21 protein-coding genes and 1 riboswitch are annotated in these 26,694 nt (G+C 73.5%); of the genes, 13 read left to right on the top strand and 8 right to left on the bottom strand.

Annotated elements, in window-relative coordinates; all coding sequences use genetic code 11:
* Positions 1 to 33: 33 nt before the first annotated feature.
* The gene (locus tag QSK20_RS03050; RefSeq protein WP_285786986.1) at positions 34 to 672 is read left to right on the top strand and encodes a maleylpyruvate isomerase N-terminal domain-containing protein; all 639 of its coding nucleotides are present in this window, start codon (positions 34 to 36) and stop codon (positions 670 to 672) included.
* 66 nt (positions 673 to 738) lie between these two features.
* On the opposite strand, the gene QSK20_RS03045 is transcribed toward QSK20_RS03050, so the two are convergent.
* Positions 739 to 1,146, bottom strand: a complete 408-nt coding sequence (locus QSK20_RS03045; protein WP_285786985.1) for a hypothetical protein — start codon at positions 1,144 to 1,146, stop codon at positions 739 to 741.
* A 224-nt stretch (positions 1,147 to 1,370) separates the two neighbouring features.
* Positions 1,371 to 1,514 (bottom strand): hypothetical protein, encoded by a 144-nt coding sequence (locus QSK20_RS03040; protein WP_157748954.1) that lies wholly within the window; start codon positions 1,512 to 1,514, stop codon positions 1,371 to 1,373.
* A 334-nt stretch (positions 1,515 to 1,848) separates the two neighbouring features.
* Here QSK20_RS03040 and QSK20_RS03035 point away from each other — a divergent pair, with 334 nt between their 5' ends.
* Positions 1,849 to 2,220 carry an STAS domain-containing protein gene (locus QSK20_RS03035; RefSeq protein ID WP_285786984.1) on the top strand — a complete coding sequence of 124 codons (372 nt, stop codon included), beginning with the start codon at positions 1,849 to 1,851 and terminating at the stop codon, positions 2,218 to 2,220.
* A 179-nt stretch (positions 2,221 to 2,399) separates the two neighbouring features.
* On the opposite strand, the gene QSK20_RS03030 is transcribed toward QSK20_RS03035, so the two are convergent.
* From QSK20_RS03030 to QSK20_RS03010, 5 genes are all read right to left on the bottom strand, one after another.
* On the bottom strand, positions 2,400 to 3,464 hold the full coding sequence (locus QSK20_RS03030; protein WP_502888832.1) for a coiled-coil domain-containing protein: 1,065 nt from the start codon (positions 3,462 to 3,464) through the stop codon (positions 2,400 to 2,402).
* Between the two features lie 13 nt (positions 3,465 to 3,477).
* A riboswitch (cyclic di-AMP (ydaO/yuaA leader) is annotated at positions 3,478 to 3,609 on the bottom strand.
* Positions 3,610 to 3,762: 153 nt separating this feature from the next.
* Positions 3,763 to 4,677: a cation diffusion facilitator family transporter gene (locus QSK20_RS03025; RefSeq protein WP_285786982.1), complete on the bottom strand. Its 915-nt coding sequence runs from the start codon at positions 4,675 to 4,677 to the stop codon at positions 3,763 to 3,765.
* Between the two features lie 220 nt (positions 4,678 to 4,897).
* Positions 4,898 to 7,015, bottom strand: coding sequence for a HelD family protein (locus tag QSK20_RS03020; protein ID WP_285786981.1), 2,118 nt, complete (start codon positions 7,013 to 7,015; stop codon positions 4,898 to 4,900).
* Between the two features lie 111 nt (positions 7,016 to 7,126).
* Positions 7,127 to 8,062 (bottom strand): alpha/beta fold hydrolase, encoded by a 936-nt coding sequence (locus QSK20_RS03015; protein WP_285786980.1) that lies wholly within the window; start codon positions 8,060 to 8,062, stop codon positions 7,127 to 7,129.
* A 207-nt stretch (positions 8,063 to 8,269) separates the two neighbouring features.
* Positions 8,270 to 8,599: a hypothetical protein gene (locus QSK20_RS03010; protein WP_285786979.1), complete on the bottom strand. Its 330-nt coding sequence runs from the start codon at positions 8,597 to 8,599 to the stop codon at positions 8,270 to 8,272.
* 452 nt (positions 8,600 to 9,051) lie between these two features.
* On the opposite strand from QSK20_RS03010, the gene QSK20_RS03005 reads away from it, so the two are divergent.
* The 4 genes from QSK20_RS03005 (at position 9,052) to QSK20_RS02990 (ending at position 14,829) form a co-directional block, all read left to right on the top strand.
* Positions 9,052 to 9,543: a DUF3145 domain-containing protein gene (locus QSK20_RS03005; RefSeq protein ID WP_088982696.1), complete on the top strand. Its 492-nt coding sequence runs from the start codon at positions 9,052 to 9,054 to the stop codon at positions 9,541 to 9,543.
* Between the two features lie 164 nt (positions 9,544 to 9,707).
* Positions 9,708 to 11,438 (top strand): glycoside hydrolase family 3 protein, encoded by a 1,731-nt coding sequence (locus QSK20_RS03000; protein WP_285786978.1) that lies wholly within the window; start codon positions 9,708 to 9,710, stop codon positions 11,436 to 11,438.
* Positions 11,439 to 11,551: 113 nt separating this feature from the next.
* Positions 11,552 to 12,565 carry a glycosyltransferase family 2 protein gene (locus QSK20_RS02995; protein ID WP_285786977.1) on the top strand — a complete coding sequence of 338 codons (1,014 nt, stop codon included), beginning with the start codon at positions 11,552 to 11,554 and terminating at the stop codon, positions 12,563 to 12,565.
* The gene (locus QSK20_RS02990; protein WP_285786976.1) at positions 12,562 to 14,829 is read left to right on the top strand and encodes a hypothetical protein; all 2,268 of its coding nucleotides are present in this window, start codon (positions 12,562 to 12,564) and stop codon (positions 14,827 to 14,829) included. Before QSK20_RS02995 ends, QSK20_RS02990 begins: the two co-directional genes overlap by 4 nt.
* A 110-nt stretch (positions 14,830 to 14,939) precedes the next feature.
* Here QSK20_RS02990 and QSK20_RS02985 read toward each other — a convergent pair whose 3' ends face one another.
* Positions 14,940 to 17,639 (bottom strand): sugar-binding protein, encoded by a 2,700-nt coding sequence (locus QSK20_RS02985; RefSeq protein WP_285786975.1) that lies wholly within the window; start codon positions 17,637 to 17,639, stop codon positions 14,940 to 14,942.
* A gap of 418 nt (positions 17,640 to 18,057) precedes the next feature.
* Between QSK20_RS02985 and QSK20_RS02980 the strand changes: the two genes are divergently transcribed.
* The 7 genes from QSK20_RS02980 (at position 18,058) to QSK20_RS02950 (ending at position 26,687) form a co-directional block, all read left to right on the top strand.
* Positions 18,058 to 19,221, top strand: coding sequence for an ROK family protein (locus QSK20_RS02980; protein WP_285786974.1), 1,164 nt, complete (start codon positions 18,058 to 18,060; stop codon positions 19,219 to 19,221).
* Between the two features lie 37 nt (positions 19,222 to 19,258).
* Complete coding sequence (locus tag QSK20_RS02975) at positions 19,259 to 20,311, top strand: extracellular solute-binding protein (protein WP_285786973.1); 1,053 nt, start codon at positions 19,259 to 19,261, stop codon at positions 20,309 to 20,311.
* 97 nt (positions 20,312 to 20,408) lie between these two features.
* Complete coding sequence (locus QSK20_RS02970; protein ID WP_285786972.1) at positions 20,409 to 21,482, top strand: ABC transporter ATP-binding protein; 1,074 nt, start codon at positions 20,409 to 20,411, stop codon at positions 21,480 to 21,482.
* The gene (locus QSK20_RS02965) at positions 21,479 to 23,269 is read left to right on the top strand and encodes an ABC transporter permease (RefSeq protein ID WP_285786971.1); all 1,791 of its coding nucleotides are present in this window, start codon (positions 21,479 to 21,481) and stop codon (positions 23,267 to 23,269) included. The genes QSK20_RS02970 and QSK20_RS02965 overlap by 4 nt, the downstream gene beginning before the upstream one ends.
* Positions 23,257 to 24,186, top strand: coding sequence for a creatininase family protein (locus QSK20_RS02960; protein WP_285786970.1), 930 nt, complete (start codon positions 23,257 to 23,259; stop codon positions 24,184 to 24,186). Before QSK20_RS02965 ends, QSK20_RS02960 begins: the two co-directional genes overlap by 13 nt.
* Entirely contained in the window at positions 24,183 to 25,136 is a 954-nt protein-coding gene (locus QSK20_RS02955; protein ID WP_285786969.1) for an amidohydrolase family protein, read from the top strand. Before QSK20_RS02960 ends, QSK20_RS02955 begins: the two co-directional genes overlap by 4 nt.
* Before the next feature lie 60 nt (positions 25,137 to 25,196).
* On the top strand, positions 25,197 to 26,687 hold the full coding sequence (locus tag QSK20_RS02950; protein WP_285786968.1) for an argininosuccinate lyase: 1,491 nt from the start codon (positions 25,197 to 25,199) through the stop codon (positions 26,685 to 26,687).
* The last annotated feature ends 7 nt before the right edge of the window (positions 26,688 to 26,694 follow it).

The following is a 26,694-nucleotide window of genomic DNA, read 5'->3' as shown; positions in this document are numbered from 1 at the left end:
CGATCAGGCGCCGGACCACGGAGGGGTGTGTCGATGAACCAGACCAGGACGGCGTACCTGACGGCGGCCCGCTCGGCGATGGCCCTGATCGCCGAACCGGTGGTCGCCCGGCGCTGGGCCGAGCCGAGCGCGCTCGACGGGCTCCGGGTGGGTGGGCTCGCGGCGCATCTCGGCGCGCAGATCCTCCGGGTTCCGACGGTCCTCGACCAGCCCGTCCCGCCGGGGGAGCCGGTCGACCTGCTGACCCACTTCGGCCGGGTGCCGTGGATCCACGCCGGGCCGGACGCCGAGGCCAACGTGGCCGTCCGGCGGATCGGGGCGGCGGCGGCCGAGGCCGGGCCGGAGGCGCTGCTGGCGCAGGTCACGGCGACGCTGGACGAGGTGGCCCCGGCCGTGGCGGACGCCCCGGCCGACCGGGTGGTGGCCGTGCCGCCGGGCGGGTGGGGGTTGACCCTCGACGACTACCTGGTCACCCGGCTGCTGGAGATCGCCGTGCACTCCGACGACCTGGCGGTCAGCGTCGGAATCGACCCGCCCGAACTGCCCGCCGAGGTGATCGACCCGGTGCTCGGCCTGCTCACCCGGCTCGCTGTCCGGCGACACGGTCAGGCGGCGGTGCTGCGGGCCCTGTCCCGGGCGGAGCGGGCCCCGGCGGACATCACCGCCATCTGAGTCCCGCGAGCGCGCGAACCCCTGGTCACCTGCACGGTGACCAGGGGTCCGACGGTTCGGGCCGGCTCAGGTGTCCAGGCCGGCCGGCGAGTTGGGGCGGTCGACGTCGACGAACTCGATGTCCTCCGCCTCCCGGTCGCCCCGGGCGGCGACGGCACGTGCCGCCGATCCGGCCGCCCAGCCGATCGCCGCCCCGGCCAGGGCGGCGCCGACGAGCAGTGCCCAGGGCAGCGCGGGCCGGCGGCCGGCGAGCGCGTCGAAGGCGTGCACGGCCCGCCGACGGGCCTCCTCGGCGGCGGTGCCCACCAGGTCGCCCGCGTCGTCGGCGAAGGTGAGACCGTTCCGTCGGGCGGAACGGGCGGTGTCGCGAACGTTGTCGCCGGCCGAGGTGACCGCGGACGTCAGGTGTCGCCACGCCTGGTCCGCGATCCGCTCGGGCTTGCTGCGGCGTTCCAGCAGAGTGGATCCGATCATCCTGGTTACCTCCTCGGGGTACCGGCGGTCACGGCGGACCACGGCGTCGGGCCGGCGCGTCGGCGTCCACCCGTCGGTCATGTCGCCCGTCCGGGCGGACACCCGGTCGGGCCAGCGCGGGATACCACGTGCCCCGTCCGGCGTTCCGACAAACCCGTCCGGTGATGTCGATCACCGAGGGTCATCGGTGCCCCGGATCCGGACGGCCGGACAGGGCGTCCCGATCAGCGCAGCGTCACCACCGCGACGCCGCGGGCGAAGTCGTCGTCGTCATCGTCATCGTCGTCGCCCGCCCCGCCGAAGCCGCAGGCCAGCACGAGGGCGAGCAGGGCGCCGACGCCCGCCAGTCCGAGCAGTCTCTTGATCATCTATGGCTCCTTGGTCGATGCCGGTTCCTCCGGTGGGGCTGATGCTAGGCAGGCCGGTCAATGGCTGGTGGGAGGCGGGCCGCGCCGTCCGGGCGCGCCCGGACGGATGGTTGCGCACCGCCCCGGAGAGCGACCGCTAACCTGGTTGCTGGTGCGCGGAACCCGGGACCGGGTGTTCGGGGAGGGAAGGAGAGTCGGAATTGGGCGACTTGTCGCTCCTGATCCGTGAATTGCTCATCCCCGGGGGTGGCGACCGAGGCTGTCGGAGGAATACTCTCGGTCGCGGCCCGCGTACTGATGAGGCGCCCGGAGACGGGCGAGTGGAGGTGCTCGCGTGAGCCTGTCGATTGTCCAGTCGGTCCTGTCCGGTGGCGTCGTGGAGATCGCCCCGCGTGGTGAGATCGACGTCGACACCGCGTACGAGGTACGCGAAGCCGTTGTCGAGGTGCTCTCCAAGAGCCGCCCGGCGCGGATCGAACTCAACATGAGGTTGGTGACCTTCATCGACTCGGTCGGCATCAGCGCGATGGTCGCCGGCTTCCAGACCGCCGAGGTGAGCGGCGTCAAGCTGGTCGTCACCGAGCCCAGCCGGTTCGTCCACCGGCAGCTCTGGGTGACCGGCCTGCTCGGCCTCTTCGGCGCGCCGGAGCCGTACTTCGCCGGTGCCGCCGCCGCACCCGAGCCCGAGGTGCTGCCCGGCGCCTGACCGGTGCGCGCCGCCCCCCGTCGGGGTCAGCTCAGGTGCACGACCCGCCGAACCGGGTGCAGCGCACGCCGCCACGTGTCGCCGGTTCCGCTGCGGTGGCCCGGGTTCCCCGTGGCTGCCCCACGCCGACAAGCGAACGGCCCGCCACCCCTCAGGGGTGACGGGCCGCGTCGGCTGGCTCAGTAGACCGACAGGTGGACGTGGTTGGTGTGGTCGCTCGACGGGTCGCCGCCCGCTCCGCTGTACGACTTCCATCCGCTGCTCGGCAGCCAGATCTGCCGGTACCAGATGACGTAGAGGACGCCGAGCCGGCTGGCGTTGTTCTTGAAGTACGCCGCCAGGTTGTCGCCGTACGTCTTGTCGCCACCGGTGGCGTCGCCGCCGAAGCCGTTCTTCTGTGCGGCGAAGTCGCAGGCCCGGCCCTTGGGATGCTCTCCGGAACCGCCGGGGCGGTAGCAGGAGACGTACCGGGTGAAGCCGGCGGCCTTGGCCTGGTTGAGCGCGTGCAGCGTGCGCGGGGTGATGCAGCCGTCGGCGGGCGTCGGGTCGTTGACGCTGCACGACTCGGGCGGCCAGGAGCCGTCGGGGTTGCGCGGTGCCGGCTTCGCCGTGGCGGACCGGGTCGAGTTGCTGCCGCCACTGGGGGTGGTGACCGCCGCCTTCCGGTTGGCGACCACCAGTGCCTGCTCGGCCTGCTGCTTGCGCTTCTCCATCACCGCGACCTGCTTGCGCTGCTCGGTGATCTCCCGGTTCAGCGCCGCCTTGGCCTGGTTGGCCTGCTCCCGGGTGCTGAGTAGGCCCCGCAGTTCCCGGTCCTCGTTGGCGGCCACCGCGTCCAGCGCGGCGACCCGGTCCATGAAGCTGTCCGGCGAGTCGCTGGCCAGCAACGCCGAGGCCGGCCCGAGCCGGCCGGTCCGGTACGCCAGCCCGGCGATCACGCCGACCTTCTCGTCGCGGACCGCCAGGTCCTTCTCGATGGTGCCGAGATGTTCGTTGATCTTCTGTTGGCGGGTGACCGACTTCGCGAGCGCGTCCTTCGCGTCGAGCCACCCCTTGCTGGCCGCCTCCAGTTGGGCGCGCAGTGCCGGGGTGCCGCCCTCGGGGTCGTCCCCGGGCGCCCTGGCCGTCAGCGGAGGCGCCGCCGTGGCGGGGGCCACGACGGCCGGCGTGGCCGCGACGCCGAGGGCGACTGTCGCGGCGACCAGTGCCGCCATCCGGGCGGCGGTACGTCGTACGGGTGCCACTACTGGCATGCACATGTCCTTCCGTCAGCCGCCGACCGGGTTAGCTGACGGGTTCGGGACGGAAGATCCCTACCGCTCACGCGGATGCACCCCAAGAACATGGTTCCCCGGCTCGCCGTCACCGGCGATTAGGCGGCGGTCACCGCAGGCGCCGGAGGGCGCCGCCCGGCGGTGACCGGGTCCGAGACTACCGAAGCCGGTATCCCAGGGGCAGCGTTGGCCACACCACTCCCGCGAGATGACATCGGCATAACTGGCATAGCGGGACAATACACTTCCAGATTTAAGTCTGTCCTAATTACCACTCGACCCGGCCGCAGACGCCCGGCGATTCGCCGGGTTCGACCTGGAGTGTGGCGTGGTCGATGTGGAAGTCCTCGTGCAACGCGGTCCGCGCGGCGGCGAGCACGCTGCCGACCTCGACCGTCGGGTCGGTGGTCAGGTGGGCCGAGGCCACCTCCATCCCCGAGGTGAGCGTCCAGAGGTGCAGGTCGTGCACCTCGACCACGCCCGGGACGGCGCTCAACCGGTCGCGTACCGCGCCGACCTGGAGGTGCTCCGGCGCGGCCTGGACCAGGATGCGCACGGCCGCCCGGCCCAGCCGCCAGGTGCGCGGCAGGATGAAGACCCCGATCGCCACCGCGACCAGCGGGTCGGCCCACCACCAGTCGGTGAGCGCGATGACCACCGCGGCGGTGATCACGCCGACCGAGCCGAGCAGGTCGGCCACCACCTCCAGGTACGCCCCGCGCAGGTTGATGCTCTCCTTCGCGCCCTCGCGCAGCAGCGCGAAGGCGACCACGTTTGCCAGCAGGCCGAGCACCGCCACCACCAGCATCGGTCCGGTGGTCACCTCCGGCGGGTCCCCGAACCGGCGCACCGCCTCGACCAGCACGTAGACCGCGACCCCGGAGAGCAGGACGGCGTTGGCGAGGGCGGCGAGCACCTCCAGTCGGTAGAGGCCGAAGGTGCGCTGCGGATCCCGGCCGGCCCGCCGCGCGGCGGTGATCGCGGCCAGCGCCATGCCGATGCCGAGCACGTCGGTGAACATGTGACCCGCGTCGGAGAGCAGGGCCAGCGACCCGGTCCCGAGCGCGGTCACCGCCTCGACCACCATCAGGGTGGCGAGCAGGCCGAACGCGGCCCAGAGCCGGCCGGTGTGCCGCTGTGCGGCGTGCGCTATCCCGCCGTGGTGGTCATGACCTGCGCCCACGCCCCCACCCTCCGTTCCCCGTTCGGTCCGGACCCAATGTATGTTCACATCGCTATGTATGCAAGTAACTGCCCGCAAGGCGCCCGGAACGCAAGCAGGCGAGGTGGCAGGGTGCAGGGTGGTAGCAGGGGTCCCTTGTTACTCATTAATGAGTAACAAGGGACCCCTGCTACCAGAAAAGCGCGTCGGAAGGCGCCCGGCCGGGGTGGGGCAGCGCGGGTCAGGCGACCGGATCGATGGTGGTGAGCCGTTGGGTGGCCCGGGAGAGCGCCACGTAGAGGGTCCGCACGCCCGAACCCGGGTCGGCGCGGATCTCGCCCGGGGCGACCAGCGCCACCCCGTCGTACTCCATGCCCTTGGCCTGAAGGCTGGTCACCACCTGGAGGCGCGGCGAGTCCAGGTGGGCCAGCCAGCCGGCCACCTCGTCCCGGCGGGGCACCGGCGTGATCACGCCCACCGTCCCGGCCACCTCCGCCAGCAGCGCGGCGACCGCCTCGGCCGTCCGCGCCGCGAGCTGCTCCGCCGGCACGGCCAGCGCCACCGGGTGCACGCCGGTGGACCGGACCGCCGTCGGCAGCGGCAGGTCCGGGTGGACGGTACGGATCTCCGCCGCCGCCACCGCGAAGATCTCCGCCGAGTTGCGGTAGTTCGTGGTCAGGGTGAACTCGTGCCGCTTACGCCGGCCGAGCGCCTGGTCGCGGGCCCGGGTCAGCTCCACCGGGTCGCCGGTCCAGGCGGTCTGCGCCGGGTCGCCGACCACCGTCCAGGACGCGAGCCGACCCCGCCGGCCGAGCATCCGCCACTGCATCGGCGACACGTCCTGCGCCTCGTCGACCACGACGTGCGCGTAGTCGCGGTAGTCGACCGGCCGCTCCCGGGCCGCCGCCCGCTGGGCGCGCTGCCGGTCGGCGAAGGTGCTCAGCTCCCGGACCCCGCCGGCGAGCTGGAACGGGTCGCGCCGCCGGCGGGCGGGCTTCATCGGTTGGCCGAGCAGCGCGTCCAGCTCGTCGAGGAGCGCGATGTCGGCGATGGTCAGCCCGTCGCGGTCCAGCGTCCGCCAGGCCGCCGTCAGCGCGCGGATCTCCGCGCCGGAAAGGATCCCCCCGGCGTACGACCGCAGCCGCTCCGGCCGGGCCAACCAGCCGAGCACGTGGCGCGGGTGCAGGCGCGGCCACCACGCCTTGAGGAACTCGCGGAACTCCGTCCGGTCGGCCAGTTCGTCCTCGAAGGCCCGCTGCTCGGGCAGGCCGGGTACGCCGATCCGGCGGGCCTGCGCCCAGAGCGCGGCGAAGATCCCGTCGAAGCCGGCCCGGCGCACCTCGTTGCGGCGGGCGCCCCGGGGCAGCGCCCGGGTACGGATCGCGTCCAGCTCGGGACGGGCCAGCTGGAGCAACTGCCCCCGGTAGAGCAGGCGCAGTTCCTCCGGGCCGTCCGGGACGGCGTCCCGGGCCGCGCGTTCCAGTACGCGGCGCATCCGCAGCGAGCCCTTGACCGCCGCCACCTCCGGCGGGTCGGTGCGGGTGGCGGACATGCCCGGGAAGAGGGAGCCGAGGGAGTGCAGGGTGGCGGTCTCCTCGCCGAGGGAGGGCAGCACCGAGGCGATGTACTCGACGAAGACCGTCGACGGGCCGACCACCAGGATGCCGCCGCCGGCGTACCGGCTGCGGTCGGAGTAGAGCAGGTACGCCGCGCGGTGCAGGGCCACCGCCGTCTTGCCGGTGCCCGGTCCGCCGGAGACGACCGTCACGCCCGAGCCGGGGGAGCGGATCGCCTCGTCCTGCTCCCGCTGGATGGTGGCGACGATGTCCCGCATGCCGCGCCCGGTGGCCCGGGAGAGGGTGGCCAGCAGCGCGCCGTCGCCGACGACCGGCATCTCCGGCGGGGCCGAGGCCGGGTCGAGCAGGTCGTCCTCGATCCGGGTGACCCGCTCGGCGGCGGAGCCGATGGTGCGGCGGCGGACCACACCCAGCGGCTGCGCCGGGGTGGCCTGGTAGAACGCCGCCGCGGCCGGGGCCCGCCAGTCCACCACCAGGGTCTCGGCGTCCTCGCCGCGCACCCCGAGCCGCCCCACGTGCAGCACCGAGCGGTCCCGCAGGTCGAGCCGGCCGAAGACCAGCCCCTCGTGCTCGGCGTCGAGCAGGTGCCGCCGCTGGGCGGCGTGGAAGACCATCGCGTCCCGCTCGACCAGCGCGCCGAAGTTGCCCACCTTGGCGAGCCGGTAACCCTCGCGTTCGGCCCGGGCGGCCGACCGCCGCAGCTCGGCCAGCCGGGCGTACACCCGGTCGAGATGCCGCTGCTCGGCGGCGATCTCCTGCTCGAGGGTGCTCTGGTCGGTCACGCACGGGCTCCTGTGCTGGCGGCGGGCGGCGCGGACCCGCGCCAATCTGACCCGGCCGAGGGTACGGGCAGCAGCTCGACCGACGGTCGGGCCATCCCGATCCCGACGTGATTAGTCCCGTTGTAACCTTTTGGAAGAAGTGGCGTCGGGCGTGGCAAGCGCCTGCCGGAGCACGGTCACGATCGCCGTGGTGACCTCCTCCGGGCGTTCCATCATCAGCATGTGGCCGGCACCGGGGCAGACGGTCAGCTCGGTGGTCGGCAGCACCTGCGCGATGGACTCCGCGCACGGCGGCGGGGTGAGCCGGTCCCGGTCGCCGACCAGCGCCGCCGCCGGCACGTCGCCCAGCTCGGCGAGGGTGTCCAGGCGGTGCTGCGTCCCGATCGAGGCCCGGAAACCGCCGATCGAGCGGAGCGAGGCGTGGGCCACCGCCGAGGTGACCAGCCGGATGTCCGTCGGGTCGCACCGGTCGCCGAAGAGCAACCAGCGCAGGGACGGTCGCAGGGCGCGCAGCAGGGCGCGCGGTGGCCGCCACGAGCCGCACCGGGCCAGCACCCCGGCCCCGGTGGTCTCGGCCAGCCGGATCAGGCGGGCGATCCGGGGCGAGAGACCGTACGCGGTGTGGGTGTGCCCCTCGGCGGTGGTGGCCACGAAGACCAGGCCGGCGGTACGGGCGGCGAAGTGGGCCCGGTGGCGGTGGGCGTACTCCATGACGGTCATCCCGCCCATGGAGTGCCCGACCAGCACCACCGGCCCGGTCGGCGCGACCTCGTCCAGCACGGCCACCAGGTCGTCACCGAGCTGCGCCAGGGTCGCCGTGCGCAGCGCCATGCAGCTCGACCGGCCGTGCCCCCGGGCGTCGTAGGTGACCAGCCGCACCCGGTCGCCGAGCTGCTCGCCGATGCCGGCGAGCTGCCGGTGCCAGCTGCGCCCGTCCAGCGTCCAGCCGTGCACCAGGACCACGGTGACCTCGGCGTCGGCCGGGCCGGTGGTCTCCCCGTGCAGCCGGACGCCGTCCGGCAGCCGCACCTCGAACCCCTCCGGCATCGCCACCTCCCCTGCGCCCGGACCGACGGGGGTACCCGGCGGTAACCAACGGCTACCCGCCATGGCACCACGCGAATCGTCCGACGGAAAGAATCGCCGCCCCGGGTTCGCGCCCCGAGGGAAATCTACCGATGCGAATGCCGCTCACGACAGAGCCGCCCGCCGGATCTTCCGGCGGGCGGCTCGGGGTGTCGCGTGCGGGGCGGCTCAGGCCTCGAAGACGCCGGCCTCGACCAGGCGCTTCTCGGTGGCGTCCCAGCCGTCACCCGGGTGGGTGGTGTTCAGGTTGTTGATCTCCGCCCGGATCTTGGCGGCGTGGCCGGCGGCGGCCAGCACCCGGATCTCCTCGACGAAGGCCTCGGAGTCGGTACGCAGGTGCGCGGTCTTGCCGTTGGTCAGGTTCCGCACGTAGGCGTGCTTGCCGCCGTTGAGCGGGATGAGGTACTTGAACTCGCCCAGCACGCTGAGGGCGCCACCCTGGCCAGCCTGGCCGGCCCGGACTGACGCGCGCGCGGTCTTAGAGGTGTTGCTCGCCACGGAGGTACTCCTTGCAAGACGTACGGGAGGACGGAACGTCCGGGGGCGGTGCGGACGACCCCCGGGGAGGAGGCGAGCCCGCGGTCACCTGCGGCGACGAAGCCACGAGGTGATGCACGGCGGCACAGACCGCCGAGTGAACTGTACACGACCGCGCCATCCGGCTCGGCCGGTGTGCCCCGCCGACCGGCTGGTCGTGGGCTGTTGCGCGACGGCGTCGTCGCCGTCACCGGGTGGGTGGGACGACCGGGTCGCCGCCGCCCGTGCGGTCGACGGGAACGGTGTCCCGCCGTCGCAGAGCGCAACGGCGAGCACGCGCCCCGCTATTCCGGTGGCGAATTTTCCGATTCCCTGGCGCACCATCCGCCACACCAGTCATCATGTGTGTCCTGGTACCACTTGGTGATCGAGGTCGTAGGGGAAGACGCACCTCGCTCTCCGGGAGGTCCACCGTGCCTACGCGTGGCGTCGTATACGTCCACTCGACCCCGCTCGCCGTGTGCCCACACGTCGAGTGGGCGATCGCGCGCGTCCTCGCCGCGCCGGTCAATCTCCAGTGGACGGCCCAACCCGTCGACCCCGGCGCCCGCCGGGCCGAGTGCGGGTGGACCGGCCGTCCCGGTACGGGCGCCGAACTGGCCGCTGCCCTCCGGCAGTGGCCCATGATCCGTTACGAGGTGACCGAGGAGCCCAGCCCCGGGGCCGACGGCGAACGTTTCATGTACGTCCCCGGACGGGGACTGTTCCGGGCCACGGTCGGCGCGGCCGGGGACATCCAGCTCGGCGAGGACCGGCTGCGCAGCATCATGGCCGCCGCCCGGGGGCCGGAGGCGCTCGCCCACGCCCTGGACAAGGCCCTCGGCAGCGCGTGGGACGCCGAGCTGGAGCCGTACCGCTACGCCGGTGACGGCGCGCCGGTGACCCTGCTCACCCGGGTCGGCTGACGTCCGGAGTCGCGAGCCCCGTTCGCACACCATCTCCGTTTCCGGGCCGGGATCGTCCCCCGGCCCGGTGACCCGCGCGGACTCCCCGTCCCGACGCAGGCGTCGGTGGGGTAGGTACGGGGGGAGTGGGGCGGATTTGGTGGGTGCGGAGGGAGTTTGATGGGATGGGGCGCGTGCCGAGTCTCCTCCGACGCGTCGGCGTCGTGTCCGTCCTGCTGGCCGTCCTGACCGCCGCCGGGTGCACGGGCTCGTCGGAGCGTCCCGCCCCGACGCCCTCGGACGCGGCGACCACGACCCCGTCGGCCGCTCCGGCGCCGGTCGGCGACCCGGCCGCCCGGGCCGCCGCGCTGGTGGCCACGCTCGGCGACGAGGACCTGGTCGGACAGGTGCTCATGCCGTACGCCTACGGCAGCTCGGCCACCGACGTCTCGGCCGGGTCGGCGCAGGGCAACAAGGCGCTGGCCGGGGTCGCCACGCCGGCCGAGATGATCGCGAAGTACCGGCTCGGCGGGCTGATCCTGGTCGGCTTCTCCGCCGACGACCCGACCTCGGGCAACCAGGAGACCACCAACGTCGACAACCCGAAGCAGGTGCACGGGCTCACCACCGGACTGCGCGCCGCCGCCGGCAAGCTCCCCGCCGGCACGGCCCCCTTCCTGATCGGCACCGACCAGGAGTACGGCGTGGTCACCCGGATCACCGACGGGGTGACCCAGCTGCCCAGCGCGCTCGCCGCCGGGGCGGCCGACGACCCGGCGCTCACCGAGGCCGCCTGGCGGGCCGCCGGCACCGAACTCGCCGCCATGGGGATCAACCTCGACTTCGCCCCGGTCGCCGACGTGCTCGCCACCCGCAGCACGGTGATCGGCTCCCGCTCCTTCGGCGCCGACCCGAAGCGGGTCGCCGCCCAGGTCGGCGGCGCGGTCCGGGGACTACAGGGCGCGGGCGTGGCCGCCACCCTCAAGCACTTCCCCGGCCACGGGCACAGCTCCGCCGACTCGCACGCCGAGCTGCCGGTGCTCACCCAGTCCCGCAAGGTCCTCGACACCGGGGCGTTGCCCCCGTTCACCGCCGGCTTCGACGCGGGCGCCTGGGCGGTCATGTCCGCCCACCTCGACGTCCGGGCCGTCGACCCCGGCACCCCGGGCACCTTCTCCCGCAAGCTCCTCACCGACGTGCTCCGGGGCCAGCTCGGATTCCAGGGCGTGGTGATCACCGACGGCATGAACATGGCCCCGGCGAAGCGCTACCCGCCGGGCGAGGCGGCGGTGCGGGCGCTCAACGCCGGCAACGACCTGATCCTCATGCCGCCGAACGTGACCCAGGCCTACGACGGGCTGCTCGCCGCGCTGCGGGACGGCTCGCTGCCCCGTACCCGGCTGGTCGAGGCGGTCACCCGGGTGCTGACCCTGAAGTTCCGGCTGGCCGACCGGCCCACCCCGGACATGTCCACGCTGGCCGACGACGTCCACGACCGGGCGGCGAAGGACCTGGCCGCCGCCGCGGTGACCGTGCTGCGCGGCTCGTGCGCCGCCGCGAAGGTCACCGGGCCGGTCACGGTCACCGCCTCCGGCGGGCGGGAGCGGACCCGCGCCGCGCTGACCGAGGCCCTGACCGCCGCCGGGGTGCGGGTCGTGCCCAGCGGCGGCACCGTGGTGCACCTGGTCGGCTACGGCGACGGCACCGCCGACCTGCGCGCCGGCGCCGACGTGACGGTCGCCATGGACACCCCGTACGTGCTGGCGAAGGCGACCTCGCCGACGCTGCTGGCCACCTGGTCGTCGAGCCGCGCGTCGATGGCCGGGCTGGCCGCCGTCCTGGCCGGCAAGGCCCGCCCGACCGGGCGTACCCCGGTGCCGGTGACCGGCCTGGACGCCCCGACCTGCCCCCGCTGACCGGCGTGCCGGTCGGCAGGGTGGGAACTGCGCGCACCCGGCCCGGCGACCCTGTTCCGGCTGGTAGCGTTCGCCCGGAGCACCGGCGGAGCAGGTGGACGGGGGCGAGTGCGGTGACGCGACCGGAGCCCGTCCTCTCCGTGGTGGTGCCGATGTACAACGAGGAGAGCGTGCTGCCGGCGCTGGCGAGCCGCCTCCGCGCCGTCCTCGACGACCTCGGCGAGACGTACGAGGTGGTGGCGGTCGACGACGGCAGCGACGACGGCACCGCCACCGTGCTGGGCGGGCTGCGGGCCGGCTGGCCGCAGCTGCGGGTGCTGCGGCTGCGGCGCAACAGCGGACACCAGGCCGCCCTGGTCGCCGGGGTGCTCCGGGCCCGGGGCCGGTACGTGGTCAGCATCGACGCCGACCTCCAGGACCCACCCGAGACGATCGTCGAGATGCTCCACGCCGCCCGTGCCGACGACCTCGACGTGGTCTACGGCGTCCGGGCCGACCGGAGCACCGACAGCCCGTTCAAGCGGTGGACCGCCGCCGGCTACTACCGGCTGATGCGTCGCCTGGTCGGCAAGCAGGTCCCCGCGCAGGCCGGCGACTTCCGGCTGCTCAGCCGGGCGGTCGTCGAGACGCTGCGGGAACTGCCCGAGCCGGCCCCGGTGCTCCGGCTGGTGGTGCCCTGGCTCGGCTTCCCCAGCGGGGAGGTCACCTACCACCGCCACCGGCGGGCCGCCGGGCGGACCAAGTACCCGCTGTCCCGGATGGCCGGGCTGGCCGCGCAGAGCGTCACCAGCTTCTCCGCCGCGCCGCTGCGCTTCGCCACCTGGCTCGGACTGGCCGGGGTGGTGGTCTGCGGCCTGCTGGTGGTCTTCACCGTCGTCGCCTGGTCGGTCGGGGCCACGGTGGACGGCTGGCCCTCCCTCTACGTGGCGATCCTCTTCCTCGGCGCGGTGCAACTGCTCTGCCTCGGCCTGCTCGGCGAGTACGTCGGCCGGATCTACACGGTGGTGCAGGGCCGCCCGGCGTACGTCGTGGCCACCGACACCGCGACCGACCGGGACGCCGACGGGCCCACGGCCGCGTCCCGGGAGGTCGGCGGTCCGACGGCCCTGGCCGACAGCCTGCGGTGACCGCGCTCGCCACCGGAACGCCACCGGACGTCGCGCCGACCTGCCGTCCGGTCGCGCTCCGCGTCGCCCCGCCACTGGTCGGGTACGCCCTCGTCGCGGCCGTCCTGCTGGCCACCGGCACGCCCGCCGTCGACCTGGCCCGGTTCACCGGGTACGCGCTGTTCGGCGTGCTGCTCCCCGGCACGCTGGTCTACCGGGCGCTCCGGGCCCGTCCGCACACCCTGGTCGAGGACCTGGCGGTCGGCGCGGCCGTCGGGCTGGTGCTGGAACTGGCCGGTTGGGCGGTGTTCACCGGCCTGGGCGTGCCACGCCTGCTCTGGCTCTGGCCGCTGGCGGTGGTGGCGCCGTTCGTGGCGGTGCCCCGGCTGCGCCGGCACTGGCGGGTCACCGGGTACGTTCCCGTCCCGGCCGGCTGGGCGTGGTCGCTGACCGCCGTCGTCGCCGGCTTCACCTGGTACCTCGCCGAGTCGTTCCTGCGCCGCAACCCGGTGCTGCCCACCAGCGAGGGCCAGGCCCAGTACATCGACCTGGCGTTCCAGCTCTCGCTGGCCGGGGCGGCCACCCACCAGATGCCGCCCGAGGTGCCGCAGGTGGCCGGGGAGCCGCTGCACTACCACTGGTTCGGTTTCGCCCACCTGGCGGCGGCCAGCCTGGTCAGCGGCGTGGACCTGCCCACGGTCTTCTTCCGGCTGGCCGTGCCGGCGCTCTGCGCGCTGGCCGCCGTGCTGGTCGCGGTGGTCGGCTGGCGGGTCAGCGGCCGGGCGTACGTGGGAGTCGGCGCGGCGGCGCTGATGTTCACGGTCGGCGAGTTCGGCTACGAGAACGGCGTCCGCCAGCTGTTCGGCACCCAGGCCACCTTCATCGTCTGGGGCAGCCCGTCGATGACGTACTCCTGGGTGTTGCTGCTGCCGCTGGTCGCCGCGCTCGCCGACGTCGTCGGCCGGGCGCGGGGCAGCGCCGTGCCGCCGCTGGGCCGGGGCGCGTGGGTGCTCGCCGCGCTGTTCCTGGCCGCCTCCACCGGAGCCAAGGCCAGCTCGGTGCCGGTCGCGCTCGGCGCGCTCGGTTTCACCGCCCTGGTGCTGCTGGTGACGCGCCGCCGGGTGCCCCGCCCGCTGCTCGGCGCGATCGGGCTGACCCTCGCCGCGCAGTTCTTCGCCACCGCCGTGCTGTTCCGCTTCGTCAGCCACGGGGTCACCGTCGACCTGTTCTCCGGCCTGCGACCGTACGTGCCGTCGTCCGGCTCGGTCACCGCGCTGTTCTGGGTCGCCGTCACGGTGGCGTTCCTGCTCAACCTCCAGCTCCGGCTGGCCGGGGTGCTGGCCCTGGTCGGGGTGCGTCGGGGGCGGCTGGAGCCGGTGCAGCTCCTCCTGCTCGGCGGCGCCCTCGCCGGGCCGGCGATCTATCTCCTGGTCGGTCACCCGGGCAGCAGCAACCAGTACTTCGTCCGGGCCGGGTTCGCCTTCGGGGTGATCCTCTCCGCCTGGGGGTACGCCGAGGTGCTGGACCGGGCCGCGCTGTCGCGGCGCGCGCGGGTGGCGCTCGCCGCCGGGGCGGCCGTTCTGGCGCTGCTGTGCACCGTGGTCCAGCTGCGCCACCCGGCGACCGTCGAGGCCGGTACGGCGTACGGGCCGGTGCTGCCGCTGCTGCGCTGGGCGGTCGCGCTGGCCGTGGTGGCGACCGTGCTGGGGCTGCTCTGGCCGGCGCTGGTGGGCGGCTGGCCGGCGCTCGCCGGACGGGGCGCGGCGGTGCTGCTGACCGGTGTCCTGGTGGCCGGCGCCCCGGGGCTGGTGCTGGACGCCGCCGCCGCCCGGCGCTTCCCCAACGGTGGGGCGTACGCGGTGGTGCCGATGCCGGCGTCCCGGGTGGAGGCTGCCCGGTGGGTGCACCGGCACAGCGATCCGGACGACGTGCTCGCCACCAACGTGCACTGTCGGGTGGTGACCGACGGCTGGTGCGACGCCCGTTCGTTCTGGCTCAGCGGGTACGCCGAGCGCGCGGTGCTGGTGGAGGGCTGGTCCTTCGCGCCCCGGATGGTCGGCCGACCCGGTGGCGCGTACGCCCCGTTCTGGGATCCGGAACGGCTGGCGGCCAACGACGCGGCGTTCACCGCGCCCACCGCCGCCGGGCTGACCGCCCTGCGTGACCGGTACGGCGTCCGCTGGCTGGTGCTGGACCGCGCGGTCACCCCGGAGCCGCCGGCCCTGGCCGATCTGGCCGACGAGCGCTTCCGCAACGACCGGATGAGCGTCTACCGCCTCCGCTGACCCGCACCTGCTCGTCAGAAAGCGTGAGGAGGGGTCCCCTGCTCATCAGAAACGATGAGCAGGGGACCCCTCCTACCACCTCAGCCGGTGGTGAAATGGGTCGCCTCGGGTCAGCGGACGCTGACCTGGTACGCCCGGGCGGCGTCGCCGGACTCGAAGGCGGCCAGCAGCGAGCCGGCCGGTCCGCCCGCGACCGGGACCGTGACGGTCACCGAGCGGCCGGCGGTCAGCTCGACCGTCTTCTCGCCGAGCGCCTTGTCCCCGTCCCAGGTGTACAGGTAGGCCGTGCCGGTCCGGTCGGCGCGCAGGGTGACCCGCACCCCGTCCCCGGTGACCCGCTGGTCGCTCAGACGCAGCGCCCGCTCGGGGAGCTTCGCCACGGCGGCCGGGGCCACCCCGTCCACCGCGGACTGCGCGATGGTCTGCGGGCTGTGCACGCTCCGGGCGGCGGTGTCCGGGAAGATCGGCTTGCTCGGCTCCCGGTCGGCCGGGGTGTAGCCGGGCAGCGTCACCAGGCCGTACCGGTACGGGTCGGCCCGGACCCCGGTGAAGGTGGACCAGCCGAGCCGGGACTGCGAGCTGAGGTCCTGGGTGTCCGAGTCGTAGACCAGCACGTTGAAGCCCATCCGCTGCGGGTCGACGGCGTCCGGCAGCACCGAGAACGGGATGCTCGCCTCGATGGTGTAGCCGGTGTAGGGCTCGCTGACCTTGCTGACCACGGTCATCCCCGGCGCGGTCTGGGCGCCCGGACCCTGCCGGTTGTCGGCGTCGCGCTGCCAGCACGGCGGGTTGCCGTTGGCCGGGTCGTCGGTGATCGGGAAGATGCCCGCCTTGAACACCGTGGAGGTGTCCGAGGAGTTGCCCTTCGGATCGACGATGATCTCGACGCTGTCGGTGCGCCGCTGCCGCTTGCAGTCCTGCGGCACGACCTTCTTGCCGAGCACGTCGTCGGTGACCTGCACGATCACCTTGAGGGCGTCCTCGGTCCAGGCGATCCGGCCCTTGGCCGAGGCGTCCTGCGGGGTGACCGCCTGGCCCTCCCAGATCCGGGAGAAGTCCAGCTCCTCGCCGGGGTACTCGCCCGGGGTGGCCTCGCCGTCGACGGCGTGGTCGTGGCCGGCGTGCGGCACCTCGCTGGTCGGCACGATCTCCAGCGCGCCGGCCTCCACGTTGGTGCCGGACTGGCTGGTGGTGGTGATGGTGACTGCGTAGTCGCCGTTGACGCCGCCCTCGTTGGCGGTCGGCAGCGACGGGTCGCTGTTGGTCACGGTGAAGGTGACCGAGCCGGTCGCCCCGGCGGCCAGGCTGGTGTAGTTCTTCGTCGCCGAGTCGGCGGTGAAGCCGGCCGGCAGGCCGAGGGTGACGCTGCCGCTCTGCGCGGTCGAGCCGTGGTTGCGCAGGTCGACGCGGACCTCGCGGCTCTTGCCGGAACCGAGGGTGAGCACCGGCTTGATCAGGGTGTCGAGCTGCGGGTAGCCCTCCGCGCCGGCCCAGTCGCGGAAGATGCCGACCTCGGGCAGCGGCTCCAGGGTGCCCCGGACGTCGGCGACGACCCGGACGGCCCGGTCGGTGCGGCCGGTGCCCTGGCCGGTGGCGAGGGTGGCGCCGAGCAGCGACTGCTGGTTGGTGGCGGCGTCGGCCGGGACGGTGACGGTGAAGGTGGCGGTCCGCTCCTTGCCCGGCGCGACCGCGCCGCGCAGCGCGCCGGAGCCCTTGGCGGTCCAGCCGTCGGGCAGCCGCAGGGAGACCGTCGGCTTGGTCAGGGCCCGCTTCGCGGTCCGCACGTGGGCGGTGACCTCGACGGTCTGACCGGGGGTGAGGTCGAACCGGTCGGCGGTCAGGTAGAACTCGGTGTCCTCGGGGAGGGCGCCCTGGGCGGCGGGCAGCACCGAGCCGCGCAGGATCGCCTCGGGGGAGGTGTCCGCCGGGTCGTACGGCACCCGGCTGTCGACCAGGGTGTAGAAGTCGCAGCGCACCTGTGCCGGGTCGGTCGGGGCGGCGGCGCTGTTCGCCCAGCCCTGGGTGACGTAGTCACGGCGGGCGTCCACCTCGATCTCGCCCCAGGTCTTACCGGACTCGCTCCGGGTGCCCTCCCAGACGCCGAAGACCTGGTCGGTGGGGACGGTCGGCCGGAAGCTGGTGGCGCAGGCCGGACCGGCCGAGGAGGTGCCGGTGCCGCCGGTGCGCAGGAACTTCGCCGCCCGGAAGGGCTTGAGCCCCTCCTTGCTGATCTGCTCGGGGAAGGCCTTCGGGTCGGCGGCGGCGTGGAACGCCTCGGCGGCGAAGCGGGCCGCCTGCTGGTGGTTGCCGTGGTTGCCCGGGGTCGGCGACGGGTTCATCGTCATGACGATCTCGGGCCGGGTCGTCCGGATCACCCGGACGATCTGGGCGAGGGTGTCGTCGTGGCCCCAGATCTGCTCGGACAGGGGCGCGGAGGCGGTGTACCAGAAGTCGACCCGGTCCAGGTTGTAGAGGTTCTCCACCCCGGCGCGGCCGATGGCGGTGCGCTCCTCGCCTTCCCGGATGATGCCCAGCGGCGGGCCCTCCTCCAGGCCGACGGCGTTGCCGCCGCCCTCGCCACGGGTGATGGTGATGACGCCCGAGCGGACGCCGTGCTTCTCCTTCCACTGGCCGAGGGTGGCGAGGCTGCTGGCCTCGTCGTCGGGGTGGGCGCTGACGAAGAGCACGTCCAGGTCGACCGCGTCGGACGGCTTGCCGCCGGCGGTGTCGGCGGGGGCGGCGAAGGCGGCGGGTGCCCCGGACAGGGCCAGGGCGAGCGCGGTGGGTAGCAGGAACGCCTTGAATCGCATGCAGATCCTTCCGCTGAGCGCGGTGTCCGGGCAGCGTCCGGCGGCGTCGGGCGCACGGCGGCGTCGACGCTCCGGTCGCGTTCGGACGGCTGATGGGGGACGGCCGGCGCGAGGCGCGGCAGGGCACCGGGCACCGGGGTACGCAGCGGTACGGGCATCCGTACACACTGGAAGGCCTTCGCCGGTGACGCTAGGGACCGGTGCACCGGCGCGTCAATCCTTTGCAAGGTCTTTCTTTGTTTGTGGAAGAAATAAAGTCACCGTGCAGAGGCCATGATCACCCGGCGCATTCGGCGCGGTCGCGCTCGGTCAGCGGCTTCGGCGGTGGCACGTTTTGCCAGCTAGTCAAGGTTCTTCTCGGGTTCCCGAGATGGTTTCGTGACTTGACTCGTTAATTCGTTCGCCGTAGGAAGGAAGTGTGACTGACGTGGTGACGCCACCGACGAGCCCGGTGAGCCGGGAGCGGGCGAAGGAGATCAAGCGGCTTTCCGTGATCTCCACCGCCCGCCAGGTGCGGGTGCTCTCCCGCGCCGAGCTGACCGAGCTCACCGGGCTGAGTCCGGCCACGCTCACCCCGCTGGTCCGCGAACTGATCGCCGAGGGTTACCTCATCGAGCGTGGGCCCGGGACGTCCCGGACCGGCCGCCCCCGGGCGATGCTGGAGTTCAACCCCCGCGCCGAGCTGGTGGCCGCGGTCTCGCTGGAGCCGTCCCGCCTGAGCTGCGAAATCGCCGACAGCGACGGTACCGTTGTCGCCCACCGCACGGTCCGGCTCACCGGTGACATCGTCGACACCGTCTGCCGGTCGGTGCCCGAGTTGGCCGGCGACGGCCTGCCCGCGCTGCGCGGGGTGGCCATCGCCGCGCCGGGGGTCTCCTCCGGCGGGGCGGTCCGGCTCGCCCCCTCGGTCGGCCTGGTCGAGGGGCTCCCGATAGGGGAGTCGGTGCAGCAGCGGCTCGGCGTGCCGGTGGTGGTGGACAACGACGTCAACCTGATGGCGGCCGGCGAGCACGCCTGCGGGGCCGGCAGCGACGTGGCCGACCTGCTGCTGCTGCACGTCGCCGACGGCATCGGCGCCGGCCTGGTGCTCGACGGTCAGGTCCGCCGGGGCTCCGGCGGCGCGGCCGGCGAGGTCGGTTTCCTGCCGCTGGACCCGACCGACCAGGGGCACGACGGCATCGGCCCCTTCGAGGCCCGCTGGTCGGAGAACGCCATCGCCGAACGGATGGTCGCCCTGGCCCCCGGTCGTCGGCCGGACGCCCCGGTCGCCGCCCTGGTCGAGCTGGCCGGTGCCGACGAGCGGGCCGCCGCCTACCTGGACGAGGTGCTCACCGCCTGGTCCCGGCTGATCGTCTCCTGCGTCTGCGTCGTCGACCCGGGCCGGGTGTTGCTCAGCGGGGCCGCCGCCCAACTCGACGACGCGGCCGTCGACCGACTCCAGGGGCTGGTCGCCGCCGCGGTGCCCAGCCCGACCGAGGTCCGCCGGGCGGTCCTCGGTGACCGGGCGGTGCTGCACGGCGCGGTCAGCTACGCGCTCTCCGCAGCCGCCGCCGGCCTGCCCCACCTGCTTCCCACACCCTGACCACGTAGTTCCCCATCACCCCCTTCGGAGGTACCCCATGAGACGTCGCCTTCTCCTCGCCGGGGCGCTCGCCACCGTGCTCGCCGCCGGCACCGCGTGCGGTGGCGGCGGTGGCGGTGACGACGCGGCCAGCGGCACGACCGTCGAGAAGCTGACCATCTACACGGCCCGGGACAAGAAGGTCTCCGACTACGTGGTGGAGCAGTTCACCGCCAAGTACCCGGAGTACCAGGGCAAGGTCGAGATCCTCAACCTGGGCGCGCAGGAGATCCTGGAGCGGGTCCGGGCGGAGAAGGCCAACCCGCAGGCCGACGTCTGGTGGGGTGGCACCCAGCAGGGTCTCTCTGCGGGCGCGACCGAGGACCTGCTCGCCCCGATGCAGCCGAGCTTCGCCGGCAAGATGGACGCCAAGTACAAGGACGCCGAGGGCCGCTGGTTCGGGGAGATCCTGCTGCCCGAGGTCATCATGTACAACAACAAGGCGCTCACCCCGGAGCAGGCCCCGAAGGACTGGGACGACCTGCTCAAGCCGGAGTGGAAAGACAAGATCATCATCCGGGACGTGGCCGCCTCCGGCACCATGCGGTCGATCTACTCCGCGATGATCGTGCGGCAGTCGCCCGACGGCAGCAACCCGCAGCCCGGCTACGACTGGCTCAAGAAGCTCGACGCCAACACCGGCGCGTACGCCGCCAACCCGGCCGACCTGTACCTGAAGCTCTCCCGGCAGCAGGGCACGCTCAGCGCCTGGAACCTCCAGGACGTCCTGCTCCAGGCCAACCAGTCGAACATGCCCTTCGGGTACGTGATGCCGGCCTCCGGTGCCCCGGTGCTGGTCGACGGCCTCGCCGCGGTCAAGGGCGGCAACACCGAGGGCGCGCAGAAGTTCCTCGAGTTCCTCTTCGACGACAAGCTCCGCGGTGAGCTGGCCAAGGAGTACTTCCAGATCCCGGCGGTGGAGATCGCCGAGCAGCCGGAGTGGCTGGCCAACCTCGACCTCAAGCCGCTCGACGTCGACTGGGACGTGATCGGCAAGAACGAGACCGAGTGGATCAACCACTGGAACAGCCAGATCAAGAACAAGGGCTGACCGCGCGGACGCCGGACCGGGGCCGACCCGGTCCGGCGTACCCGCCCGTCAGTGGTGCGTCCGACCAGGTGGCGTACCGCACGAAGGAGAGGGCCTCATGATCGATGTCACGCTGGAGTCGGTGAGCAAGCGCTTCGCGCGCGGTGGCGACACCGCGGCCGTGGACGACGTCGACATCACCATCGCCGCCGGGGAGTTCTTCACCCTGCTCGGCCCGAGCGGCTGCGGCAAGACCACCACCCTGCGCATGGTGGCCGGGTTCTACTTCCCCACCTCCGGGCGGATCCGCTTCGGCACCGAGGACGTCACCCGCCGGCCGCCGAACAAGCGCGACACCGGCATGGTCTTCCAGAACTACGCGCTCTTCCCGCACATGAGCGTGGCGCAGAACGTCGCCTACGGGCTCAAGATCCGCAAGGTGAACCGGGCCGAGGCGCGGCGGCGGGTCGAGGAGGCCTTGGGCGAGGTGCACCTCGGCGGCTACGGCGAGCGGCGCATCGACGAGCTCTCCGGCGGCCAGCAGCAGCGGGTCGCGCTGGCCCGGGCCCTGGTGATCCGGCCGCGTACCCTGCTGCTCGACGAGCCGCTGTCGAACCTCGACGCCAAGCTGCGCGAGGAGACCCGCACCGAGATCCGTCGGATCCAGCAGGAGGCCGGCACCACGGCGATCTACGTCACCCACGACCAGTCCGAGGCGATGGCCATGTCGGACCGGATCGCGGTCATGCAGTCCGGCCGGGTGCAGCAGATCGGCGCGCCGCAGGAGATCTACCACCAGCCGGCCAACGCCTTCGTGGCCCGCTTCATCGGCCGGAGCAACGTCCTCGACCTGCCGGTGGTCGACGCGGCCGAGCGGAGCGTCACCGTCCGGCTGCCCGGTGGCGGCGAGGTCGCCGTCGGCGCGCCCGCCGGGCACGGCCGCAAGGCCGGGGAGAACGCCCTGGTCTCGGTCCGGCCCGAGCACATCGCCCTGACCGCCACCACCGACCCGGGCGCGCTGCCCGGCCGGATCACCGAGGTGGAGTTCACCGGCATGGCCACCAACCTGGTCGTCGACGTGGCCGGCGAGTCGATCCAGGTGGCCGCCGTGGACGTGCCGGCCGGCGTCGCCGTCGGCGACCAGGTCGGCCTGCGGCCCAACCGGGAGCGGATGTGGGTGGTCCGTCCGTGAGCACCATCCCCGCCACCCCGAGTGCGGCCACCGTCCCGCCGGTCACCGAGGACCCGACGCCGCCGCGTCCGCGCCGCCGGCTCGCCGACCGCTTCGGCGGCGGCGCCGGCTCGCGTTGGTTCCCGTACGTGCTGGTCTTCCCGCTGGCGCTGATCCTCTTCGGGTACGTCGTCCAGCCGATGTTCGCCACCTTCGCCGAGAGCGTCGGCGTGAACGGGGTGGCGAACTACACCGCCTTCCTCAGCGGCGAGGGGGTGGCCCGGTCCGCCCTGCTCACCTCGCTGCTCATCTCCGCGGCCAGCGTGCTGCTCTGCGGCATCGTCGGCGTGGCGATGGCGTTCCTGCTGAAGCGCTTCCAGTTCCCCGGACGCGGGCTGATCGAGGCGATCGTCCTGGTGCCGGCGGCCCTGCCGCCGCTGATCGGGGCGATCTCGTTCCAGCTGCTCTACAGCGAGACCGGCATCCTGCCGCGCGGCCTCCAGCAGCTCCTCGGCACCGAGAACCCGGTGCTGCCGTTCAGCGGCATCGCCGGGGTGCTGGTGGTGCACACCTTCACCATGTACCCGTACTTCTACCTGGCCACCTCGGCCGCGCTGACCGGGATGGACCCGTCGGTGGAGGAGGCGGCGTACAACCTGGGGGCCGGTCGGGTCCGGGTCTGGCGCACCGTGCTGCTGCCGATGCTCACCCCGGCGCTGGTCTCCGCCTCGCTGCTGGTCTTCATGACCTCGCTGGCGTCGTACACCGCCCCGCTGCTGTTCGGCGTGGACCGCACGATGACCATGCAGATCTACATCAACCGCACCAACGGCGACCTGCCGATGGCCTCCACGTACGCCTCGGTGCTCGGCGTGGTCTCGGTGCTGTTCCTGCTCGGCATGCGCTGGTACGAGGGGCGGCGCAGCTACCGCTCCCAGTCCAAGGGCGTGGCCAGCCACCGGCGGGAGATCACCAACCCGTTCGGGCGCTGGGCGGCGCTGGCCGCGTCGCTGCTGGCCACCGCCGTGCTGCTCGCGCCGGTGGCGACCATCGCCCTGGTGGCCTTCTCCGAGGACGGCACCTGGACCACCGAGGTGATCCCGGCCGCCTACACCTGGCAGAACTTCGTCACGATCTTCTCCGACCCGGACGCGTTCCAGCCGATCCTGAACTCGCTCCAGATGAGCCTGCTCGCGACCATCGGCTGCATCGTGGTCGGTGTGCTCATCGCCTACGCGGTGCGCCGGCTGGACTTCCGGGGCCGGGGCCTGCTGGACGTGGCGGTCATGCTGGCCTGGGCGCTGCCCGGCACGGTGGTCGCGATCAACCTGATCTCGGCGTTCAGCACCGGCAACGCGTTCAGCTTCGGGCAGGTGCTGATCGGCACCTTCTGGATCATGCCGCTGGCGTACTTCGTCCGGTTCCTGCCGCTGGTGTTCCGGTCCAGCTCGGCGTCCCTGGCCCAGATCGACCCGTCGCTGGAGGAGGCCGCCCGGAACCTGGGCGCGTCCTGGTGGCGGGCGTTCGGGTCGGTGACGCTGCGGCTGATGCTCCCCGGCGTGCTGGCCGGCGCGCTGCTCGCCTTCGTGCACGGGGTCGGCGAGTTCGTCGCCTCGGTGCTGATCTACACCTCGGACACCGCGCCGATCTCGGTGGAGATCAACAACCGGATGTACTCGTTCGAGGTCGGCACCGCCGCCGCGTACGGCATGCTCCAGGTCGTGCTGATCTTCGTGGTGATGGTGCTCTCCGGCCGCCTGGAGGGCGGCCGGCGGTCCAGCCGGGAGGCGGCGAAGTGGACGGCCTGACGGCCTGGCCGGGCGGGGGCGGGCTGATCCCCGCCACCCGGATCCCCGGCGGGGAACTGGCGGCGGTCGCCGCCGCGGCCGACTTCGCGGTGCTGCCGGTCGGCGCGGTCGAGTGGCACGGCCCGCACCTGCCACTCGGCACCGACCTGATCCTCGCCGAGGGCTTCGCCCGGGAGAGCGCGGTGGACGCCCCGGCCGGCGAGGGCACGGTGGGCGTGCCGGCCGGCGCCAACGCGACGGGCGACGACGCGTCGGCCGGCGGGAACGGCGCCCAGGGGCCCGGTCCGCGCGGGGTACTCTTCCCGGCCGTGCCGTACGCGGCCTGCCCCGGGCAGACCCGCCCCTGGCCGGGCACCGTGGCGATCCGCCCGGAGATCGCCGTCGGCTACCTCGCCGACGTGATCGAGGGGATCGTGGCGGCCGGCTTTCCCCGGCTGCTGATCGTCAACGGGCACGACGCCAACATGTCGACCGTCCGGGCCGCGATGGAGTGGGTCTCCGGGCGGCGCACCGCCAGCCTGATGCTGGTCAACTGGTTCCAGTTGGTCACCCCGGAGGAGACCGCCGCGCTGTACGGCCCACTGCCGGCGCGCGGGCACGGCGGGGCGTACGAGACCTCGGGCGTGCTCGGCTTCGACCCGGACGCGGTCCGCCTCGACGCGGTCGACGACCTGCCGCCGAAGCCCAAGCTGCCGGTGCCGCACCCGTACGTGCTGGTCGAGTCCCGACCCGACCCGTGGCAGGGCTGGTCCGGGCACATCTCGCTGGCCGACGAGACGATCGGGCGACGGGTCCGGGAACTGGCCGGCGGGCGGCTGCGCGAGCTGGTCGCCGCCTGGGTGGCCGCCGAACCCCCGGCCGCCCCCACCGCCGACCCGCTGCCCCGGCCGGCCCCCTCCTCGGGGGAGAACTCGTGACCGTCGACCGGGGACTCGACGTCGTCGACTTCCACCTGCACTTCCGGATCGGCGCGGACGAGACGATCCGGTGCTGCGAGCACGCCGCCGGCATGCACCCGGGCGGGGAGCACGAGCGGGCCGTCCGGGCCGCCGGCTCCGCCCCGTACGCGACGCAGTGGCGACAGGCCTGGGGCTTCCCCGACCCGGAGCCACCGGCCGAGCGCTGGCAGGACGAGGCGGACCGGTGGGCCGACGAGCTGCGGGCGGTGAACGTCCGGCGGGCGGTCTTCGTCACCGGCGGTGGCAACGACACCCTCGCCGACGTGGTCGACCGGCATCCCGACCTGCTGCTCGGTCTCGCCCACCACGACCCGTACGGTCCTGGGGCCGCCGCCGAGCTGGAACGCGCGGTGGTCGAACGCGGCCTGCGCGGGCTGAAGCTCTTCGCCCCGCTGCTGCGCGGCCCCCTCGACGACGAGGCCCTCGACCCGCTCTGGGGCACCGCCCAACGGCTCGGCGTGCCGGTGCTCGTCCACATCGGGCACTACGGCAGCGCCGGTGGCCTCTCCCACGGCCGGTACGGCGGCCCGGACGAGCTGGCCCGGATGGCCCGCCGCTTCCCGGAGCTGGCCGTGGTGGTGCCGCACTTCGGCGTCCAGCACGTGCAGGACCTCTTCTTCGCCGCGTGGGGCTGCCCGAACATCCACGTCGACACCTCCGGCTCCAACCAGTGGGTGCGTTGGATGCCGTACAAGCTGACCCTGGAGGACCTCTTCCGCCGCTGTTACGAGACCATCGGCCCGCACCGGATCGTGTTCGGCAGCGACTCGTCGTGGTTCCCCCGGGGCTACGTCACCCGCTACCTCGACGACCAGCTGCGAATCTGCCGGGAGCTGGGCATGCCCGAGGATCACCTGCGCGCCATCTTCGCCGGGAACGCCGAGCGGCTGCTCGGCCTCGGCGACTGACCGGCTGACGTCGGGCGCGGCGAGCGACGCACCCGGCCTGGAAGGAAGTGGACACCCGTCATGAGCACACCCCCGCTGACCACCTACCAGCGGCACCACCTGCGGCCCACGTACGACCACCACGTCGGGTACCTGTTCCCGGCGATGGTGCGGGCCAGCCAGGCGCACGTGGTGATGCTGACCGAGCAGGGACTCGTCCCCGCCGACCGGGGCGCCCGGCTGCTGCGCGGCCTCGCCGAACTGCGCGCCGACGACACGCCCGCGCCGGAGTTCGACGGCACCTTCGAGGACACCTACTACCTGCTGGAGAAGCGGCTCGCCGAGGCGTGCGGCATCCCCGCGTCCGAACTGGACGTGCAGATGGCCCGCAGCCGCAACGACCTGGACGCCGGGGTGTTCCGGATGCTCCTGCGCGACCAGCTCGTCGGCGTCCTCGAACGGGTGCTCGCCACCGCCGCGACCACCCTGGACGCCGCGCACCGGTACGCCGACGTGGTGATCACCGGCTACACCCACCGCCGGCCCGCCCAGCCCACCACCATCGGGCACGCCCTCGCCGGCTACGCCGAGGCGCTCGCCGGTGAGGCCGTCGCGTACGTCGACCTGATCGACGCGCTCAACACCTCGCCGCTGGGATCCTGCGCGTTCGCCGGCACCGACCTGGACATCGCCCCCGCCCGGGTGGCCGAGCTGCTCGGTTTCGGCGGCCTGGTCACCAACTCGTACGAGGCGGTGGCCGGTGCCGACCACCTGGTCCGGGTGGGCACGCTCAACGCGCAGGCCCTCGCCACCGGCGCCCGGCTGGCCCGCACCCTGATGGACTGGCTGAGCTGGCGTTGGGTGACCACCCCCGGCGACTTCACCCAGGGCAGCAGCATCATGCCGCAGAAGCGCAACCCGGTGGTGCTGGAACACCTGGTCTCGATGGCCGGGGCGACCGCCGCCGACGCCGCCAGCGTGCTCAACAACGTCGGCGCAGCCTGGTGGGAGGACTCCAACAACGCCACCACGGACGTGCAGGTGCGCCTCTGGGAGAGCAACGACCGCACCGACCGGTTCTTCGCCCTGCTCGGCGGCTTCCTCGCCGAGATCGAGCCGTTGGAGCCACCGTCGGCGGAGGAGATCGTCGCCTCCGGGGCCACCACCACCGCCGCGGCCGACGCGCTGACCCGGCACGGGGTGCCGTTCCGGGCCGCCCACTCGGTGGTCGGCCGGCTGGTCCGGGGCGGCGCTCCGGGCACCTGGACCGTCGACGGGGTCCGCGCGGCGGCCGAGGGGATCGCCGACGGGCTCGACGACGCCGCGGTCGAGGATCTGATCGCCGCCGCCGTCCGTCCCGCGCAGGTCCTCGACCGCGCCCAGGTCGACGGGCCCGGCACGCAGGCCGTACGGGCCCAGGTGGCGACGCTCCGCGTCGCCTTCGACGGGGTCGCCGGCCGGCTCGACGCGGTCCGTGACCGGCTGGCCCGGGCCGACGCGGTGCTGGACGCCGTCGCCGCCGAGCGAGCGGGGCTGGATGCCGCCGTCGCCGCCGAGCGAGCGGCGCGGTGAGCGCGCG

Source organism: Micromonospora sp. NBRC 101691 (genome assembly GCF_030269285.1).
GTDB lineage: Bacteria > Actinomycetota > Actinomycetes > Mycobacteriales > Micromonosporaceae > Micromonospora > Micromonospora echinospora.
The sequence above is the reverse complement of the archived record's forward strand: the minus strand, read 5'-3'. Positions and strand labels throughout refer to the sequence as shown.

Coding starts and splice junctions, on each gene's coding strand:
- QSK20_RS03050 (WP_285786986.1), top strand. CDS start 34: ATGAACCAGACCAGGACGGCGTACCTGACGGCGGCCCGCTCGGCGATG.
- QSK20_RS03045 (WP_285786985.1), bottom strand. CDS start 1,146: ATGATCGGATCCACTCTGCTGGAACGCCGCAGCAAGCCCGAGCGGATC.
- QSK20_RS03040 (WP_157748954.1), bottom strand. CDS start 1,514: ATGATCAAGAGACTGCTCGGACTGGCGGGCGTCGGCGCCCTGCTCGCC.
- QSK20_RS03015 (WP_285786980.1), bottom strand. CDS start 8,062: ATGCCGGAGGGGTTCGAGGTGCGGCTGCCGGACGGCGTCCGGCTGCAC.
- QSK20_RS03000 (WP_285786978.1), top strand. CDS start 9,708: ATGGGGCGCGTGCCGAGTCTCCTCCGACGCGTCGGCGTCGTGTCCGTC.
- QSK20_RS02985 (WP_285786975.1), bottom strand. CDS start 17,639: ATGCGATTCAAGGCGTTCCTGCTACCCACCGCGCTCGCCCTGGCCCTG.
- QSK20_RS02975 (WP_285786973.1), top strand. CDS start 19,259: ATGAGACGTCGCCTTCTCCTCGCCGGGGCGCTCGCCACCGTGCTCGCC.
- QSK20_RS02970 (WP_285786972.1), top strand. CDS start 20,409: ATGATCGATGTCACGCTGGAGTCGGTGAGCAAGCGCTTCGCGCGCGGT.
- QSK20_RS02950 (WP_285786968.1), top strand. CDS start 25,197: ATGAGCACACCCCCGCTGACCACCTACCAGCGGCACCACCTGCGGCCC.